The sequence below is a fragment of the Rhizobium sophorae genome (assembly GCF_013087515.1).
Classification (GTDB): Bacteria; Pseudomonadota; Alphaproteobacteria; order Rhizobiales; family Rhizobiaceae; genus Rhizobium; species Rhizobium sophorae.
The window spans coordinates 1-16730 of the sequence record NZ_JABFCN010000032.1; the positions used below are offsets into that span (position 1 = coordinate 1).

Below are 16730 nucleotides of genomic sequence, written 5' to 3' on the forward strand. Positions count from 1 at the left end.
GCGTCGCTCCCTCCGTGGCTATGCCGAGTTCCCTGGCAAGCGCCAGCAATTGCCTGCCCCGTTCGCCCGGCGGCGGAAAAGCCGCAAGCCCGCGCTTCAAGGCGTCGGCGGCGCGATCCTTGTCGTTCAATACGGCATAAGAGCGGACGAGCCGCATCCATCCCTCGAAATTGTTCGGATCCTCGCTGAGCTTGGCATCGAGGCTCTCGACCATGCCGCGGATCATCTGCTGTCGGTCGCCGGCGGTCATATTCTCGGCCGCCGCTACATCTTGCTGCGTCGGATTGCCGGGGGCGGCCGGGACAGCCTGATTGGCGCCCGGCGCCGCCTGATTGGCGCCCGGGATTACCGGCGGGCCACCGTTCATGGCGATATGCTCGTTGACCAACGGCAGCCAGGGCGCATCGGCGGGCGATTGTTTTGCCAGTGCCTCGAAGGCCTTGCGCGCCTCATCGGGCCGTCCCGCCTGCTCCATGCTGAGGGCGATGTAGAAGCGGGCACGCGGATTGTCAGGTTCGAGCGTCAGCGATTGTTCCAGCACTTGCCGCGCCTCCTCCGTCACCACGCCGTCCGAGACCGCCATCAGCGTCTCGGCAAGACCATCGAGCCGGACAGGGCTCGGGCCGAGAAGCCGGATCGCATTGCGATAGGCCACTTGCGCGTCGTTGACGCGCATCGTGCGGAAATAGATCGGCGCCAGCACGTCCCAGCCCTTGCCGTCATCGGGCTTCTCAGCCAGGTGCCGTTCCGCCTTGGTGATCAGCATCGCCACGTCGTTGCCAGGATTTTCCAGCCGCGCTTCCAGCGGCTGCGAGGGCAGGTCCGGCCTGCCCGTCGTCAAATAAAGACAGAGCCCGAGAACCGGCAGGACCAGGAGGACGAAGGCCTCGGTGAAACGGTGATGCCGTGCGGGTTTCGGCGTCTCAGCCGGCTCGTCTGCAGAGACGGCGATCAGCCGCCGGCCGATTTCCGCCCTGGCGTAATCGGCCTCCTCCGGGGTGATCAACCCGCCATTGAGATCGCGGTCGAGTTCACGCAACTGGTCGCGATAGACCGCCGCCTCGCCCGCACGGATATTATCCGCCGCCTTCGCTCCGCGCAGAAGGGGGTAGAGCAGGATGACGGCGAGAGCTGCCGTCAAAGCGGCAACGAGAATCCAGAACAGCATGTCGCCCAAATACGTGAAGCGCGCCGTCATTCCAACTGCCAAAGCCGGAATGACGAAGATTTGAGGCTAGCGCATAACCCCGAGAATCGGAATCGATTTTCGGAAAGGATTATGCGCCATTTAAAGTGATAGCGCGTCCTGTCGGACGCCCGGCGCTCTATTGGCCGCAATTCAGAGCGGCGACCAACTGCCGTCCTCGTTGCGGCAGGCAGCGCCGCGGGCCACCGTGTCCTTGCCGTCGACGGTCAGCGTGTGGGTATATTGCCGGCAGTTCTGCGAGCCGACCTGATAGGGTGCAGCCGCGACGACCTTGCCGGTGACGTCCTTACCGGTCCAGAGCACCGGCTGGCCGACGGCGGCCCCTTCCAGCGCCCGATATTCCGCCTCGAGCGCCCGCTGCTTGTCGCTGTCGGTCAAGCTCACGCCGCTGCGGCCGACGATGCCGCCCTGCAGCGCGGTGATGAAGGCGGCCGATGCCGAGGGCTTGCTCGAAAAAATGCCGCGCGAAGCGGCACTCTTCGTCGTCGTGCAGCCGGACAGCGCGACGGCGACGAGAAGAGCGGAAGCGATCATGCCTTGCGAGCGTAAAATCATTGCGTCGAACCACGATCAGGGGTCAATTTCAGCCGATCGAAGTGCAGCGTCCCCGTGTCAGCATTAAGGCAAAGCATGCTATACATTTGCCAGTATCTTTGTGACATCAAGCAGTTGCTCATGCAACATCCTTTGTGACGCCGGGCAGGATAAGCTTCGCCTTCAGCCCGCCCCATTCACCGCGGGAAAGCTCGAGCCGTCCCTGGTATTCGTTGGAAATCTCGGTGACGATCGAAAGGCCGAGTCCGGTTCCGGGCTTGCTTTCGTCGAGCCGGCGGCCGCGCTTCAACGCCTCGCGGATCTGATCCGGCTCCAGGCCCGGCCCGTCATCCTCGACGGCGAGTTCCACCCAGTGACGGCGCGCGCTCGCCTCAACCCCCTTCACATCCTCGCCGGCCTCGACGGCCGAAAGCCGCACCCTGCTTTTGGCAAAACGCGCCGCATTTTCCAGGAGATTGCCGACAGTCTCCTCGAGATCCTGCTGCTCCATGGCAACGGCCAGATGCGGCGGCGAGACGACGAGATCGAATTCGGTATCGACGTTCAGCCGGCGCATGACGCGCACCAGCCGTTCAAGCGCCGGCTCGGCATCGGTGCGGGCGAGCACGGATTCGCGCTGCGCGGCGATACGCGCCCGATTGAGATAGGACTGCACCTGCCCCTGCATTGCTTCCGCCTGGCTGCGCACCAGCTCCCCATGGGATTTTTCGAGCACGCGCGCCTCGTTGAGAAGCACGGCGATCGGCGTCTTCAGCGAATGCGCGAGATTGCCGACCTGCATGCGGGCCCGCTCGACGATGCGGCGGTTGCTGTCGATCAGCGCGTTCACCTCGTTGGCGAGCGGCAGGATTTCGCGCGGGAAGTCGCCTTTCAGCTGCTCGCTCTCACCGGCGCGGATGCGCTCCAGCGCGGCACGTGCCTTGTCGAGCGGCTTCAGGCCGTAGAGAATCGCCAGCGCGTTGACGATCAGGCTGCCGACGCCGAAACCGGCGAGCGCCAGATAGAGGCTGTGGGAAAAGGTACGCACGTCGTCCTCGACGACATCGACATTGCCGGTGACGCGGACGCGCGCCGCACGCCCGTCGGTATCGAGCACCACTTCGGTCTCGGCCACCTGCACGCGGTTCCCGGAGGCATCCGTCACCTGGTAGTAGCGCTCGTAATTCTTGTCGAAGGGCGCCTCGACGACAGAGGGAACCGGAATGAGCGCCGAGCCGAGCGAAGGCGACACCAGCGGTGCGGTCGTATAGGTGCCGAGCGGCTCCACCACCCAGTACCAGCCGGTCTTCGGCTGGGCAAAACGCAGGTCGCCGAGCTGCGGGCTGCCGCTGAGCGCGCCCTGATCGCCGATCGTTACCGAATTGATGACGTTGTAGAGCTGCGCCCGCAACAGATCCTGGAAACCGCGTTCGGCGCTCTTGCGGTAGAGGGTGGAGATCAGCAGACCGATCACCACCAGCGCCACCGTCGACCAGACCGTGGTCAGCAGCAAAACACGTGCGGTGAGCGACTTAATTCGCATGTTTCGGCGCTTGGATACGGTAACCGAGACCGCGCACCGTTTCGATCAGATCAACCCCCATTTTCTTGCGCAGGCGGCCGACGAAGACCTCGATCGTGTTGGAATCACGGTCGAAATCCTGGTCGTACATATGCTCGACCAGTTCGGTGCGCGAGACGACCTCGCCCATGTGATGCATGAGATAGGAAAGCAGACGATATTCGTGCGAGGTCAGCTTCAGCGTCGTACCGTTGACCGTCGCCTTCGAGGACTTGGTATCGAGCCGCACCGGCCCGCAGATGATCTCGGATGAGGAATGCCCGGCCGCGCGCCGGATCAGCGCCCGAATGCGGGCCAGCACTTCCTCGACATGGAAAGGCTTGGTGACGTAGTCGTCGGCACCGGCGTCGATGCCGGCGACCTTGTCGCTCCAGCGGTCGCGCGCCGTCAGGATCAGCACCGGCACGCCGCGGCCGGCGCCGCGCCATTTTTCAAGAACGGTGACCCCGTCCATCTCCGGCAGACCGATATCGAGGATGATGGCGTCATAGGGTTCGGTGTCGCCGAGGAAATGGCCTTCTTCGCCGTCGAACGCCTGGTCGACGACATAGCCTGCCTCCTTCAGCGTGTCGGCCAACTGCCGGTTCAGATTAACGTCGTCTTCGACTACCAGGATGCGCATCGGTCCGCCTTCGTCCGCTTCAAATCGATCAATGTCCTGAATAAGCCGATTCCGCCTACATCGGAACCTTTACCGTGACTTTGCGTGGGCGCTGGCCATTGCCCTGCACAAGAACGGTGATGATGCAGGTATCGCCCACCGGTTGCACGGACAGGAGCTGGCCGCCCGTCTGCTCGACGACTTGGGCCGCGGCGGCACTGCAATCGCCTCCGATACGCACGACAAAACTGCCCGCGGCGTCCGGTGAGGGCGCCGATACCACCAGTCCGGCGGCCAATGCTGCGACGCTCAGAGGAAAGGCCATGTGTTATGCTTTCAAGGTAATGCCAACTTGCCCCGAATATGTACTCACGCGACCTGAATGGCAAATGAATGCGGTGTAATGCAGGGTGTTTAGAACTGTTCTCGACTGTTCGGGGCAGCCGGTTTCAGCGCCTGTAATCCGCCGCCGCAGCAAGCTCCGGCGGCCGCCGTTGCGTCCAAAAATGATACCCTCATCCTTGGCATCCACGCATTCTTCATCACCTCCGGTAAAGGCGGGAAGCCGGCGGGACCGACACCGGAGTCTTTGTCTGCGAATCGGCCGCGCTCTTCTCTTTCCTGCCGCCCGCAGCTTTCACCGGCCGGTTGAAACTGTTATGTGCTTGCTGCCCCCGCATTTCAGACCGTTTCAGCACCAATGCCAAAATCCTCCCGCTTCCGCTCGGCGCAGACGGTCACCGTCCTTGCCGTTACTCAGTTGATCGGCTGGGGCACGACCTTCGACATGCTCGGGGTCATGGGTCGCGTCGTGGCGCCGGATCTCGGCCTGGCGAACGAAGTGGTATTTGCCGGCTTGACGATCATGATGGTGGTCAGCGCCATCGTCGGTCCGGTGACCGGCCGCTGGCTCGGCCGCTATGGTGCTGCGCGGGTGCTTTCGGCCTCCTCGCTGATCTTTGCGCTTGGCCTGCTTCTGCTTGCCGCCGCAAACGGCATTGTGCTCTATGCCAGCGCCTGGATCATCATCGGCATCGGCGGCGCATGTGGCCTCTCAGCGCCGGCCTATACCGCCGTCGTCGAGCGCGAAGGGGCAAACGGCAAACGCGTCATCGCCATCCTGATGCTGTTCACCGGGCTTTCGAGCGCCATCTTCTGGCCTATCCTCAGCCTGCTCAACGAGGCGGTCGGCTGGCGCCTCACCTTCCTGGTCTGTGCGGCGCTACAATTCTTCGTCTGCCTGCCGCTGCATCTTTTCGCTCTGCCGAAGCCGGTCGCAACACATGTCGACGGCGGCACAGCCGAAATCGCCCCGGTGCCACTGTCGAAGGCCAAGCAGCGCAAAGCCTTCCTGCTGATCGCCGCGGCAACGACGATCTCGACCTTCGTCACCTTCGGCATCTCGCCATCACTGCTCGAAATCTTCCGCCAGTCCGGCGCCTCGCCGGCCTTTGCGCTGCAGCTCGGCTCGGCACGCGGCATCCTCGGCATCTCGGCACGTTTCCTCGACATGCTGCTCGGCCGGCGCGGCAATCCCATGCTCAGCGCGGCCATGGGCATCAGCCTGATGATGATGAGCTTTCTTATCATGCTGGTTGCCAGCCCGTCGACGCCGTTGCTCGTCACCTTCGTCCTGCTTTACGGGTTCGGCACCGGCGTCATGACCGTCGCCCGCGCGCTGCTGCCGCTGGCGCTGTTCTCACCGAGCGAATTCGGACTGCAATCGGCCCGGCTGTCGCTGCCGCAGAACCTCGCCAACGCCATCGCCCCCGTCATCTTCACCGCCATCCTCGACCGCGCCGGCACCGGCCCGGCGCTCGCCGCCTGCGCAGTTCTCGCGGCACTGTCTCTCATCTTCGTGCTGATGCTGATGGCGCTGGTGCGCGGCGCCCGCGCATCGGAATCAGCCATTCTTAATGTCTCTTGATTATCATCCACGCAGGATGAGAGCGGCTTTCCATCCACCGCAACCTGATCACGAACCAGCAGCCGGTTTTGGCGAATCTTTTGAATCGCTTGCCGCCGCTTTTTCGAAAGTTGAGTCCGGTGGTTCGGAAGTTGAGTCAGCTTCGCAGCGATCCGAATCCGGACAATCATTCATCCATTTGAAATTTCAATGGAATACAGCGTGGCCGAACGCTTCGCAAGTCAGAGCGGCCGCGTCACCGCCGTGTGGTTATCGTAGTCGGCGGCGATGCGCTTTTCCCGGAGCGGCCGCACACGATCGATCGAGAGCTGATAATCGGGATGCGCCTTGTAGGCGGCAAGGGCCGCCTCGTCGTCGAATTCGCCATAGACTACAAGATCGATCTCGGTGCCCAGCTGATCGGTCTTCACATTGGTGCCGATTTCCAGCAGCCGCGCATGCGGAATGCCGGTCAGTATAGAAAGCCCGGCCCTCACCTCCTGCAGATGTTCCTCCTGCACGGTGAAAAAGACGATATGACGGATCACGCGGAAGCTCCTGTCAGATTTATCCAAACGATGGAGCGACCTTGGCGCATCCTATCGAACGCGCCGCACTCCAGATCTCAGCCGGGCGATAACATGCGCGCCCCAGGCCTTCAACCGCGCGAGCATGCCACGGGCCGCATCGGGACGTATCGCCGCATCGAAGACCATGGCATAGGCGGCGAGTTTTTCCGCCCGGTCGGTGCCATTGACAATGCGGCGCGCATTCACCCAGTCCGCGGTCGTCGCGTTCAGGTGATCGGCGAGCCTGTGGCCGGTAAAGCTGCCCTGGAGCATGCCTTCGATCAGGATCGTCACCGCCGCATCCATCTCCATCGCCCGGTCGGGATCGGCAACGAGGTCGATCCCCGTCAGCACACTCATCGCCTCATAGTTCCGCTTGTGGGTGAGCTGCACCAGGCCGCGTCCAAGCCAGCTGCGACCATCCTCATCCGGCCGCCAGTAGGGCGTCTTTACCCAGGAGAGCCGGCCTGCGGCAAAGGCCGTCTCGAGGATCTCGACTGCGCGCACATCGCTTTCCGCCAGCGTCTCTCGCACCGGCTGCATCGTATAAGCGGTCTCGTGGTAAGCGGTTGCGAGGATATAGGCGAGCCACCGCCGGTCGGCATGGGCAAACCGTTCTTCCCAGGCGTCGAGGATCGCCGTGATGCCCACTACCTGAGGCTGCGTCAGCTCTCCCTTGAAGAGTCCGTGCCGCACAACATCGAAAAAGAATGCCCGGTCCATGTGGACAACCATTCCGCGCTTCCCTCAAATATCAAGGTTAAAACTATCTTAATCGATTAAATTCGATTTAATCGTTTAAAGTGTTTAAGCCACTGATTTACACGCCTTTTGTCTTGTGCAATGCATCTTCTTGCCCTGAAGCCTTACCACGAAAAGAGGAGACTTCCGATGCAGACATCCGCCAATGCCCCAACCACCATTCCCCAGCATGTCGTCGACCAGATGGAAAACGAATGGCGCCAGGTTCGCCCTGAACGGGAAAATACGCGCCCGGCCCAGCAGCCTCAACAACAACGCTGAAATAGACGCAAAGCGGTACCGATGTAAGCTCGAGCGCCGCCCCAGCGCGCCCGATCAATGCCCCGGCCAGTCACTCGTGGCCGGGTGAATTTTTTCATAGGTACAATAAACATCCCAGCGGTTTGACCGCCCCTCATCACATCACAGCATCCAGCCGTTTCGCCAGCGTGTCCAACGATCGGCTGAAGACCATCCTGTCGTCCAGCGCACGCGACAACACCAGCGCGCCCTGAATACCGGCGACGCCCTCCTCGGCGAGCGCTTGAGCCTCCCCCTCAGGGCAGCCTGCCCGCATCAGCGCCGAACGCAAGGCGTCGATCCAGCGGACGAAATAGTCGCCGATCGCTGCCGAAAACCGTTCCCGGGTCTCGTCAAGCGCGAAGGCACCGACGAGGCAGATGCGGCCGCCGGAGCGGAAATAATCGTTCACATTCGTCCACATCGCTGCGATCGTCTCACGGGCGTCGCCCTCTCTCAACGGCTGATAGATCGCATGTTCGAACCAGGCATCGACCTCGGCGAGCACGGCACTCGCCATCTCCTCCTTGCCGCCGGGGAAGAAGTGGTAAAGGCTGCCCTTGCCGATGCCGGTGCGTTCGGTGATCCGGCTGAGCGACGTGCCCTCGTAGCCGAACTCGCGGAAGATTTCCGCCAGCAGCGGTATGATGTCGGCGCGTTCGTAGACAGTTTTCACCCGCGAACTTTCCTTGGCTTCATCAGAGGCCGAGTTCTGTCAGGCCGGGATGGTCGTCCGGCCGCCGGCCGAGCGGCCAATGGTATTTGCGTTCCGATTCCCGGATCGGCAGGTCGTTGATGCAGGCGAAGCGGCGCTGCATCAAGCCGGAAGCGTCGAATTCCCAGTTCTCGTTGCCATAGGAGCGGAACCAGTTGCCGCTGTCATCGTGCCATTCATAGGCGAAGCGAACAGCGATGCGATGATCGGTGAAGGCCCAGATTTCCTTGATCAGCCGGTAATCCAGCTCCTTTGCCCATTTGCGGGTGAGGAAGGCGACAATCTCGGCACGGCCGGTGATGAATTCGGCGCGGTTCCGCCAGCGGCTATCCGGCGTATAGACGAGCGAGACGCGCTCGGGATCACGGCTGTTCCAGCCGTCCTCGGCAAGACGGACTTTCTGGGTGGCAGTCTCAAGGGTGAAAGGCGGGATGAGGCTCGACATGGGTTCTCCGGGGCGTTCCTGTACTGAACGGTTATCATTGTACCTATCGGTAAAATGATTGGCAAGCCGCTTCGAGACGACATTTCTCAAAGGCCGGGAGGCAGGCTCCACCGCAGCGGCAGGGCATCCGGGCGAAGCACGATCTCTTCCGGCGTGAAACGCCACAACCTTTCCGCCCGTTGAAAGCTGGCGACCTCGGGTGAATCCAGCAGCACCTCGACCCTTCCCGTCATCTGCAGCATGTCGCCGGTTTCGAAATCGATGAAGACCAGCCCTGCCTTCGGGTTGACGAGGAAATTGCCCAGCGTGTTGAAGAACCGATTGCCGGGAAAATCGGGAACGGTCAGCACGCCGTCGACGCCGACACGCACGAAGCCGGCATTGCCGCCGCGGTGCGACACGTCCACCTGCCGCTCGCCATTCTCCCGGTCGACATAGGAGGCGACAAAGAAGGTATCGGCGCCCTCGATCATCCGCTTCGCCCGATCTTCGAGTTGGCCGGAATGAAGCGGCGGCATCGCTGTGGGCACATCAGGGTCGCGGACGAAGGCGGAAGAGCGAAGCTGGATATATTGCGGGCAATTGCCGAAGCTCTGGCCGACGCGTACCTGGAAAGCTCCAGCGTCCGCCCTGTGGATCACGCCGTTCAGCCGGTTGCGCCGCCGGGTCTCGAGCTGGATCCCGAGCATCGCAATCGCGTCGCCATCCTCCATGCCGGCATCGGCAGGATCGGCTGCGTCGCGCGGCAGCTGCACATCGAGAATCTCCGGCTCCGGCGAGGCCATGAAACCAGGGCGCTCGGCCCTGACCGTTGCCCAGGCATCGCCCTTCGCATCGACGGCGCCGAGCACGACGAAAGGCAGCATCGGAAAGAAGGCACGGTGCTGCTCCGGCATGGCCTTGCGGACGAAATTCCGGCCCGGCCCGTCCATGCGTTCGGCGACACCGACACTGCGCTGCATGGCGAGTTCGCCCGCATGCCAGGGCGATGTGGCGTCCTGTCTTGTCAGATCCAGCATCACGGCCTCCTTCAGGGCGGCATTTGGGGGAACCGGGACAGCGTCCCTGCCCGGGCGGTTTCTCACGCGGCAAGGCCGATCTTGGTCTTGCGGAAGCCGACGAAACCCGGCAGCGCCTCGATGCGCGCAAGCCAGGCGCGAACGCTTGGATAGGCCGAGATATCGACATTGCCCTCCGGCGCATTAGCGATGTAGCTGTAGAGCGCGATGTCGGCGATCGCAGGATTGTCGCCGAGCAGGAAGCTGCGGTCGTCCAGTTCAGCCTCGATCAGCGCCAGAATGCGGTGCGCCCGGGCGATCACTTCGTCGGTGCGGAAATCGGCGCCGAAGACGGTGACCAGGCGCGCGGCACATGGCCCATAGGCGATCTCGCCGGCCGCAACCGAGAGCCATTTCTGTATCCGCGCCGCGGCCACCGCCTCTTCCGGCAACCAGTCGGTGCGGCCGTATTTGCGCGCGAGATAGACGAGGATGGCAGCGGAATCGGCAATGACCGTGCCATTGTCGTCGAGCACCGGCACCTGGCCAAAGGGATTGAGCTTCAGAAAGTCCGGCGCCTTGTGAGCGCCTGCCGCCATGTCGACTTCGACCAGTTCATAGGGGACGCCAAGCAGCGACAGGAACAGGTGAGCCCGGTGGGCATGGCCAGAAAGCGGGTGATGGTAGAGTTTCATTGATGGTTCCTTTGGTCTTCTATTCGACGGGACGCGGTTGGCGATGGCCGCTTCGAACCATCTGCCGTGTAATTTACTGCCTTCCACCTGCCTGCAGTAGAATGCTAATCTGGAAGGCATGTTATCAAATCATGGAAGGATAGAATGGACCGCCTCGACGCCATGAGCGTACTTCTTGCTGTTGTCGAACAGGGCAGCCTGTCGGCCGCCTCACGGCATCTGCGATCCCCGCTCGCAACCGTCAGCCGCAAGGTTTCGGAACTGGAAACACATCTCAATGCCCAACTGCTGCAGCGGAGCAACCGGAAGATCACGCTGACGGAGGCTGGCCGCGCCTATGTCGAGGCGGCGCGGGAAATTCTCGATCGGGTGGAAGAGGCGGAACGGACCGCTGCCGGCGAATACAGCGCCCCGAAGGGCGAGTTGACGATGACCGCACCCATCGTCTTCGGGCGCCTGCATGTCTTGCCTGTCGTGGTGGACTTCCTGAAAGCCTATCCCGATATCAATCTGCGGCTGATGCTTGGCGACCGGCTGTCGAATCTCGTCGAGGATCATATCGACGTGGCGCTCCGGATCGGCAACCTGCCGGACAGCAACCTGATCGCCACAAGGCTCGGCGCGATCCGCCGCACGGTTTATGCCAGCCCCGATTATCTCACGCGGCACGCCCTGCCCCGGCATCCAGGCGATCTCGCTGGACATGACTGCGTCACCTTTGAGGGCATGGCCTCGATGCTGAGCTGGATATTCACCGAGGGGAAGCATGATCTCGCGGTGCCGATCCGCTCGCGGCTTGCCGTCAACACCGCCGAGGCCGCGATCGATGCGGCTGTCGCCGGCCTCGGTATCACCCGCGTGCTTTCCTACCAGGCCGCACGCGCCGAGATGGCAGGCCTGCTGGTGCCGCTGCTCGCCAATTTCGAACCGCCGCCGGCGCCGGTGCATCTCGTCTATCCCGCGCAGGGGCTGGTGCCGCTGAAGCTGCGGGCGCTGCTCGATTTCGCAACGCCGCGCCTGCGCGCGACTTTGAATAAACCTCAGGCAAGCTTGCCCTCTTCCGCCTTATAGAAATACTGGCTGGCCACCAGCCAGCCCTTCAGCGGCCGGAGCGGCGGAATACAGGTGGCGAGCATGAAGGGGCCGGTGATCAGAAGCTGCACCCAGATCGGCGCCGAAAAGGCCACCTCCAGCCAGACGCCGAGCAGCACGCTCGGGATGCAGGCGAAGCAGATGACGAAGAAGGCCGGACCGTCGGCCGGATCGGCGAAGGAATAATCGAGACCGCAGACCTCGCATTCCGGCTGCAACGTCAGGAAGCCTTTGAACATATGGCCCTGGCCGCAACGCGGGCAGCGCCCCTTGATGCCGGTCTGCATCGGAGGAAGTGGGGGATATTCCGTGTCCATGACGATCTCGCTTTCTTGCTCCGCAAACATTGATACCGTCAATATTCGCAATGACTGCATTCAATATAATTACATTATAGGGAAATTGCCAGTCAATTCGCCAGAATGCCGCAGAGCCCCTGGCGCATACCGGCAGCAAGCTGACTGCAGATTTATCAAGCTGCGTGTGGGGCCGCAGCCAGGCCCGGCAGCCTGGGCGAATCAGACGTGAACGTGGTGGTGGTGAACGTGACGGTTACGCTTCGCCCATGCCCGAATAGATCTGGGCGCGACCGATCTGATGTCGATCGCTCGCGCCTGAGCAGCCCGGAGCTGGATTCTGCGTCAGAAGAACGACGCTGCCATTTCCGGCGGGCCTTCCAGCGCATGGGCCATGAATTCCAGCGCGCCCTGCAGTTTCTCCCGGGTGATCGGTCCCCCAAGGCAGACACGCACGGCCTCGGGTGCCGTGCCCTCGACCGTGAAGGCATCGCTTGCCACGACGCCGACGCCGGAAGAACGGGTATGGCTGCCGAAGGTGGAGCGGGTCCAGCCGTTGGAGAGCGGCAGCCAGATGTTGAAGCTGATCGGATCGGCGCGGTAGCTGCCGGCCGGCAGGATGGCGGCGACCATCTGCTGGCGTGCGGCGGCCTCGGCACGGATGAAACGCAGGATCGTGTCGGCGGTGCCGTCCTCGATCCAGCGGGTGGCGAGCGCGACGGTCAGCGGCGATGCCATGACATTGTTGGCGCGCATGGCGCTGACGAAGGGCCACACGGCCTTGCTATCCGGCGCTACGACATAGGCAAGGCGCAGACCCGCGCCGATGCATTTCGCCAGCCCGCCGATATGCCAGGTCAGATCTGGCGCTGTTGCCGCGAGCGGCGCCGGGCCGTGCTGCGGAATGAAGCCGTAGGCATCGTCCTCGACGATCGGCACGTGATATTTGCGGGCGACGGCGCAGATTTCCTCGCGGCGCCTGGCCGGGATGGTCAGCGTCATCGGGTTCTGCAGCGTCGGATTGAGATAGAGCGCCTTCGGCTTCAATCTTTCGCAGGCCTCGGCAAAGGCGTCCGGCAGGATACCGTCCTCGTCCATCGGCAGGCCGGTCAGATTGAGCCGCAGCTGGGCGGCGATCGAGCGCATGCCGGGATAGGTGATGATTTCCGAAAGCACGGTTTCGCCCGGCTTTGCCAGCAGGCCGAAGATCGCCAGCAGGGCCGGATGGGCGCCGGGTGTGACGAAGATGCGTTCCTGCGAGGGCACCAGCCCGCGACGGCTGAGCCAGGAGGCGGCAGCCTCCTTGTCCATGCTGGAGCCGCCGAAACCCTGATAACGCAGCAGCGGAATGAGGTTCGCCGTCACCGCTGACATGCCCTCGCGCATGCGGGCGATCAGCTCGGGATCATCCGGTTCGGGCGGCATGTTCATCGAGAAATCGACGATAGAGGCGCGGCGGGGATCGGGCGCGGCGTCGGGCGCGAATCCCTGGCGCTCCTTGTCCGCACCACCGGTAACGAAGGTGCCTCGGCCGACATGCGAATCGACAAGCCCGCGCTTTTGCGCCTCGACATAACCTCTCGCCACCGTCGTGAAATCGACATTCAGCCGCTTGGCGAGTTCGCGTTGCGGCGGCAGCCGGTCCCCAACCACAAGATGCCCGCTGCGCAGATCCATTTCGATCACATCGGCGATCGCCATATAACGCGGACTGCTGCTGCGGCTGAGATCGGGATGCCAGTCTTTCATGTCGAAATCCGTGTCGGTCTGATTCCTGATGAGATTGACCGTATATTGTTGCACAATGCCGCTGTCACGAAAAATGTCACGCCTCTATGCCGGCCTTCACCCGAGAAGGCCAGGGTGAGGCGCGAGGACAGTAAGACAATCGGCAGCGTCTTCGGCGCGCGTTGACGACGGTTTGCCGCGAACCATCGCTTCAGGCGCTCGCCGCGAGAGCGTCAATGCCGGTCAGCCTTGCCGACAGGATCCACAGGCGTGCCGCCTCCTCGGGATCGGCTGCATGGTCGCTGACGCCGCCGGGTTCTCCATCCGTCGCGTGGATGGCGATATCGCAGTCCTCGCAATAGAGGCCTCCCATACCGTCGAGTTGCGGCGAGGTCGCAGCCCAGACCTGCGTGGCGGCCCCCTGGGATGGCGTCTTGAATGTCGGATCAATCGGGTTGCCGTCCGCATCGATCCAGCCGGCACTGACCAATTCCTCCTTTGCGAGGTAGCGCTGCAAGGGGGTAAAGATCTTGCCCGGGTGCAGCGAGAAGGCGCGGATGCCGATGTCGCGCGCGAGCCTATCCAGATGCACGGCGAAAAGTGCGTTGGCGGTCTTCGACTGGCCGTAGGCCCGCCATTTGTCGTAACCGGTCTGGAATTGCACATCCTCCCATCGCATGGCGGAGTTGCGATGGCCACCGGAAGAAACCGAAACGATGCGAGTGCCGCGCGAGAGCGCCGGCCAAAGGCGGTTGACCAAGGCGAAATGGCCGAGATGATTGGTCGCGAACTGTGCTTCCCATCCGTCGCCGACACGCGTTTCCGGGCAGGCCATGATGCCGGCGCTGTTGATCAGGATGTCTATTTTGCGGCCAGACGCGACGAACCGCTCGGCAAAGACGCGAACGCTTTCGAGGTCGGAAAGGTCGAGCCGATCAATCTCTACGCCATCGATACCGGCGACCGCGCTGCGCGCCGCCTCGATGCTTCTTGCGCCGATGGTCACCTTAGCGCCGGCGCTCGCCAGAGCGCGTGTGGTCTCGAGCCCGAGGCCGGAATGGCCGCCGGTGACGATGGCGCACTTGCCGGAAAGATCGAGACCGGCCAGAACCTCGTCGGCAGTCGTATGGGCTCCAAATCCGGAGCCGATCGGGACTTGTTTGTCATTCATGATAGTTACCCTTGTTCTGCGAAGGTGCCGTCGCTTGGGGCGACGGTCGCGAGAATAAGGCGTGGTCTGCAGACGATCCATGCGCTAAAGTCCGACATCTCTTCGCCATCGTCCGGATTTCTACATGGACCCATTATCCGATGTTCTCGCATTGCTCAAACCGCGCAGCTATGTTTCCGCAGGGCTTGACGCTGGCGGCGCTTGGGCGATCGATTTTCCGCCCCCTGATGGCATCAAGTTCAACGCGGTGATTTCAGGCGCGTGCTGGCTGAGTGTCGATGGCGTCCCCGAAGCTGTTCGCCTCGAGGAAAGCGACTGCTTTCTGCTGACGAGCCGCCGAGCCTTTCGTCTCGCCAGCGATCCGACTCTCGAAGCGATCCCGTCCGATGCGATCTATTCGATCGCCCGCGACGGCATTGCGACTTGCGGCGGCGGTGGTGATTTCTTCCTGATCGGCAGCCGGTTTTCCTTTTCGGGAGGAAATTCGGACATCCTTCTCGGAATTCTGCCGCCGATCGTCCATGTGAAGAGGGATTCCGATCACGCCGCCGTGCTGCGCTGGTGCCTCGATCGGATGACACGCGAATTGCGCGACCAGCAGCCGGGTGGCTTTCTGATGGCGGAGCATTTTGCTCATGTCATGCTCATGCAGGTGTTGCGCCTCCATATCGCATCGCCGAATGCGCGCGGCGTCGGCTGGCTTTTCGCGCTTACCGACCGGCGGATCGGTGCGGCTATCGGTGCCGTGCATGCCGATCCAGCCCGCAAGTGGACCTTGCAGTCGCTGGCCGAACGGGCCTCGATGTCCCGGTCCAGTTTTGCTCTCCACTTCAAGGAAAAGGTCGGGCTTGCGCCGATGGATTATCTGACGCGCTGGCGCATGCTTCTCGCAGGTGACCGATTGACAAACTCGGCCGAAGCAATTGCCGGTGTCGCCCTGTCGATCGGTTATGAATCAGAAAGCGCATTCAGCACCGCCTTCAAGAGAGTGATGGGATGCTCGCCGCGGCAATATGGTCGCGCTCAACCGCCCGCCGGTGTCATGCGAGATAGTCTCGGCGCTCAGTGAAACTTGATTGGTGCAGGCATCAGAGGGAGGTCGCGCGCGTTGGCCTGCCGAAATTCCGTCCGATACGGCCTTGCACCCGACGTTCATTCTCTTACTTATTCAAGGAATAATGCGCCGGCGTCCATCGGGATGAAAGCATGAATATCGATCCGATTTTGCGGTCAGTCGTGGCCGTTCGTTCCTCCATTCCGGAAGATGCCTTCACGGCGGAAACGCTGGGCACTGTCCGGGAGGGCAGCGGCGTGGTCATTCGCGACAATGGGCTGGTGCTGACAATCGGTTATCTCATTACCGAGGCGGAAGAAGTGTGGCTGACGACCCATGACGGACGGGTGGTTCCCGCGCATGCGCTTGCCTATGATCAGGAAAGCGGCTTCGGCCTGGTGCAGGCGCTCGGGGCCCTGAATGCCCCGGCGGTGGATCTCGGCGACGCGGCCACGGCCAAGCCCGGCGATCCCGTCGTGCTTGCCGATGGCATCGGAGAATTCGTCGAGGCAAATATCGTCGCCCGGCAGGAATTTGCCGGCTATTGGGAATATCTGCTGGACGAGGCTATTTTCACGGCACCGGCCCACCCCTCCTGGGGTGGTGCGGCGCTGATCGGTTCGGACGGCAAGCTTCTCGGTATCGGTTCGCTTCGCCTGCAGATGAGCCATGGCGACGAGGTTGCCGATATCAACATGGTCGTGCCGATCGACCTTTTACCGCCGATCCTCGACGATCTCCTAAACCGCGGCCAGGTCAACAAGCCGCCGCGACCCTGGCTCGGCGCATTCTCCGCCGAGAGCAATGGCGGGGTGGTGGTCATGAGCGTGGCGGAAGGCGGGCCGGCCGCTCAGGCCGGCCTGCGCCAGGGCGACATTATCTCGGAAATCCGCGACGAAGAGGTCGATGGCCTGGCTGATTTCTACCGCAAGATCTGGAGCAGTGGCCCGGCCGGCGCCGAAATCCCCATGCGGATCCTCAGGAACGGCCGAGAAGCCTGGCTGCGCATCAAGTCCGCCGACCGCAACAGCTTTCTCAAAAAGCCGCAACTGCAGTAAGCCGCGCCGGCGCCTCAAAACGCCTACGGCATCCCAGC

Annotated in this window: 19 protein-coding genes; 5 read left to right on the forward strand and 14 right to left on the reverse strand. The window is 62.6% G+C overall.

The window, feature by feature from the left end:
* The 5 genes from ccmI to G9X64_RS19580 all read right to left on the reverse strand — a co-directional run.
* The coding region (gene ccmI / locus G9X64_RS19560) for a c-type cytochrome biogenesis protein CcmI (protein WP_446689997.1) at positions 1-1168 on the reverse strand (1168 nt) is incomplete at its 3' end.
* 171 nt (positions 1169-1339) lie between these two features.
* The gene (locus G9X64_RS19565; RefSeq protein WP_168313362.1) at positions 1340-1762 is read right to left on the reverse strand and encodes an RT0821/Lpp0805 family surface protein; all 423 of its coding nucleotides are present in this window, start codon (positions 1760-1762) and stop codon (positions 1340-1342) included.
* A 118-nt stretch (positions 1763-1880) separates the two neighbouring features.
* A complete protein-coding gene (locus tag G9X64_RS19570; RefSeq protein WP_003546769.1) occupies positions 1881-3284 on the reverse strand; it encodes an ATP-binding protein in 1404 nt (467 codons plus the stop codon).
* Positions 3274-3945, reverse strand: a complete 672-nt coding sequence (locus G9X64_RS19575) for a response regulator transcription factor (protein WP_003546765.1) — start codon at positions 3943-3945, stop codon at positions 3274-3276. Before G9X64_RS19575 ends, G9X64_RS19570 begins: the two co-directional genes overlap by 11 nt.
* Before the next feature lie 55 nt (positions 3946-4000).
* Positions 4001-4249, reverse strand: coding sequence for a hypothetical protein (locus G9X64_RS19580; protein ID WP_129418519.1), 249 nt, complete (start codon positions 4247-4249; stop codon positions 4001-4003).
* 375 nt (positions 4250-4624) lie between these two features.
* Here G9X64_RS19580 and G9X64_RS19585 point away from each other — a divergent pair, with 375 nt between their 5' ends.
* Complete coding sequence (locus G9X64_RS19585; protein WP_168313361.1) at positions 4625-5851, forward strand: MFS transporter; 1227 nt, start codon at positions 4625-4627, stop codon at positions 5849-5851.
* Between the two features lie 221 nt (positions 5852-6072).
* Here the strand turns inward: G9X64_RS19585 and G9X64_RS19590 are convergent, their stop codons facing one another.
* Positions 6073-6378, reverse strand: coding sequence for a Dabb family protein (locus G9X64_RS19590; RefSeq protein ID WP_168313360.1), 306 nt, complete (start codon positions 6376-6378; stop codon positions 6073-6075).
* 51 nt (positions 6379-6429) lie between these two features.
* Positions 6430-7134 (reverse strand): hypothetical protein, encoded by a 705-nt coding sequence (locus G9X64_RS19595; RefSeq protein WP_168313359.1) that lies wholly within the window; start codon positions 7132-7134, stop codon positions 6430-6432.
* A gap of 156 nt (positions 7135-7290) precedes the next feature.
* Here G9X64_RS19595 and G9X64_RS37020 point away from each other — a divergent pair, with 156 nt between their 5' ends.
* Entirely contained in the window at positions 7291-7422 is a 132-nt protein-coding gene (locus G9X64_RS37020) for a hypothetical protein (protein ID WP_257785305.1), read from the forward strand.
* Between the two features lie 136 nt (positions 7423-7558).
* On the opposite strand, the gene G9X64_RS19600 is transcribed toward G9X64_RS37020, so the two are convergent.
* The 4 genes from G9X64_RS19600 to G9X64_RS19615 all read right to left on the reverse strand — a co-directional run bounded on the left by G9X64_RS19600 (position 7559) and on the right by G9X64_RS19615 (position 10293).
* Complete coding sequence (locus G9X64_RS19600; protein ID WP_168313358.1) at positions 7559-8116, reverse strand: TetR/AcrR family transcriptional regulator; 558 nt, start codon at positions 8114-8116, stop codon at positions 7559-7561.
* A gap of 22 nt (positions 8117-8138) precedes the next feature.
* On the reverse strand, positions 8139-8600 hold the full coding sequence (locus G9X64_RS19605) for a nuclear transport factor 2 family protein (protein ID WP_168313357.1): 462 nt from the start codon (positions 8598-8600) through the stop codon (positions 8139-8141).
* An 86-nt stretch (positions 8601-8686) separates the two neighbouring features.
* On the reverse strand, positions 8687-9619 hold the full coding sequence (locus G9X64_RS19610) for a pyridoxamine 5'-phosphate oxidase family protein (RefSeq protein WP_168313356.1): 933 nt from the start codon (positions 9617-9619) through the stop codon (positions 8687-8689).
* A gap of 62 nt (positions 9620-9681) precedes the next feature.
* Entirely contained in the window at positions 9682-10293 is a 612-nt protein-coding gene (locus G9X64_RS19615) for a glutathione S-transferase family protein (RefSeq protein WP_168313355.1), read from the reverse strand.
* A gap of 144 nt (positions 10294-10437) precedes the next feature.
* Between G9X64_RS19615 and G9X64_RS19620 the strand changes: the two genes are divergently transcribed.
* On the forward strand, positions 10438-11364 hold the full coding sequence (locus tag G9X64_RS19620; RefSeq protein ID WP_171377242.1) for a LysR family transcriptional regulator: 927 nt from the start codon (positions 10438-10440) through the stop codon (positions 11362-11364).
* Here G9X64_RS19620 and G9X64_RS19625 read toward each other — a convergent pair.
* The 3 genes from G9X64_RS19625 to G9X64_RS19635 form a co-directional block, all read right to left on the reverse strand.
* Entirely contained in the window at positions 11334-11702 is a 369-nt protein-coding gene (locus G9X64_RS19625) for a DUF983 domain-containing protein (protein WP_168313353.1), read from the reverse strand. The two genes, G9X64_RS19620 and G9X64_RS19625, sit on opposite strands and share 31 nt — an antisense overlap.
* 324 nt (positions 11703-12026) lie before the next feature.
* Positions 12027-13430 (reverse strand): aminotransferase-like domain-containing protein, encoded by a 1404-nt coding sequence (locus G9X64_RS19630; protein WP_168313352.1) that lies wholly within the window; start codon positions 13428-13430, stop codon positions 12027-12029.
* Positions 13431-13620: 190 nt separating this feature from the next.
* Positions 13621-14580: an SDR family NAD(P)-dependent oxidoreductase gene (locus G9X64_RS19635; protein WP_171377243.1), complete on the reverse strand. Its 960-nt coding sequence runs from the start codon at positions 14578-14580 to the stop codon at positions 13621-13623.
* A 124-nt stretch (positions 14581-14704) separates the two neighbouring features.
* Between G9X64_RS19635 and G9X64_RS19640 the strand changes: the two genes are divergently transcribed.
* Both G9X64_RS19640 and G9X64_RS19645 read left to right on the forward strand, forming a co-directional pair.
* Positions 14705-15649, forward strand: a complete 945-nt coding sequence (locus G9X64_RS19640) for an AraC family transcriptional regulator (RefSeq protein ID WP_168313350.1) — start codon at positions 14705-14707, stop codon at positions 15647-15649.
* 137 nt (positions 15650-15786) lie between these two features.
* Positions 15787-16692 carry a S1C family serine protease gene (locus G9X64_RS19645; RefSeq protein ID WP_168313349.1) on the forward strand — a complete coding sequence of 302 codons (906 nt, stop codon included), beginning with the start codon at positions 15787-15789 and terminating at the stop codon, positions 16690-16692.
* The last annotated feature ends 38 nt before the right edge of the window (positions 16693-16730 follow it).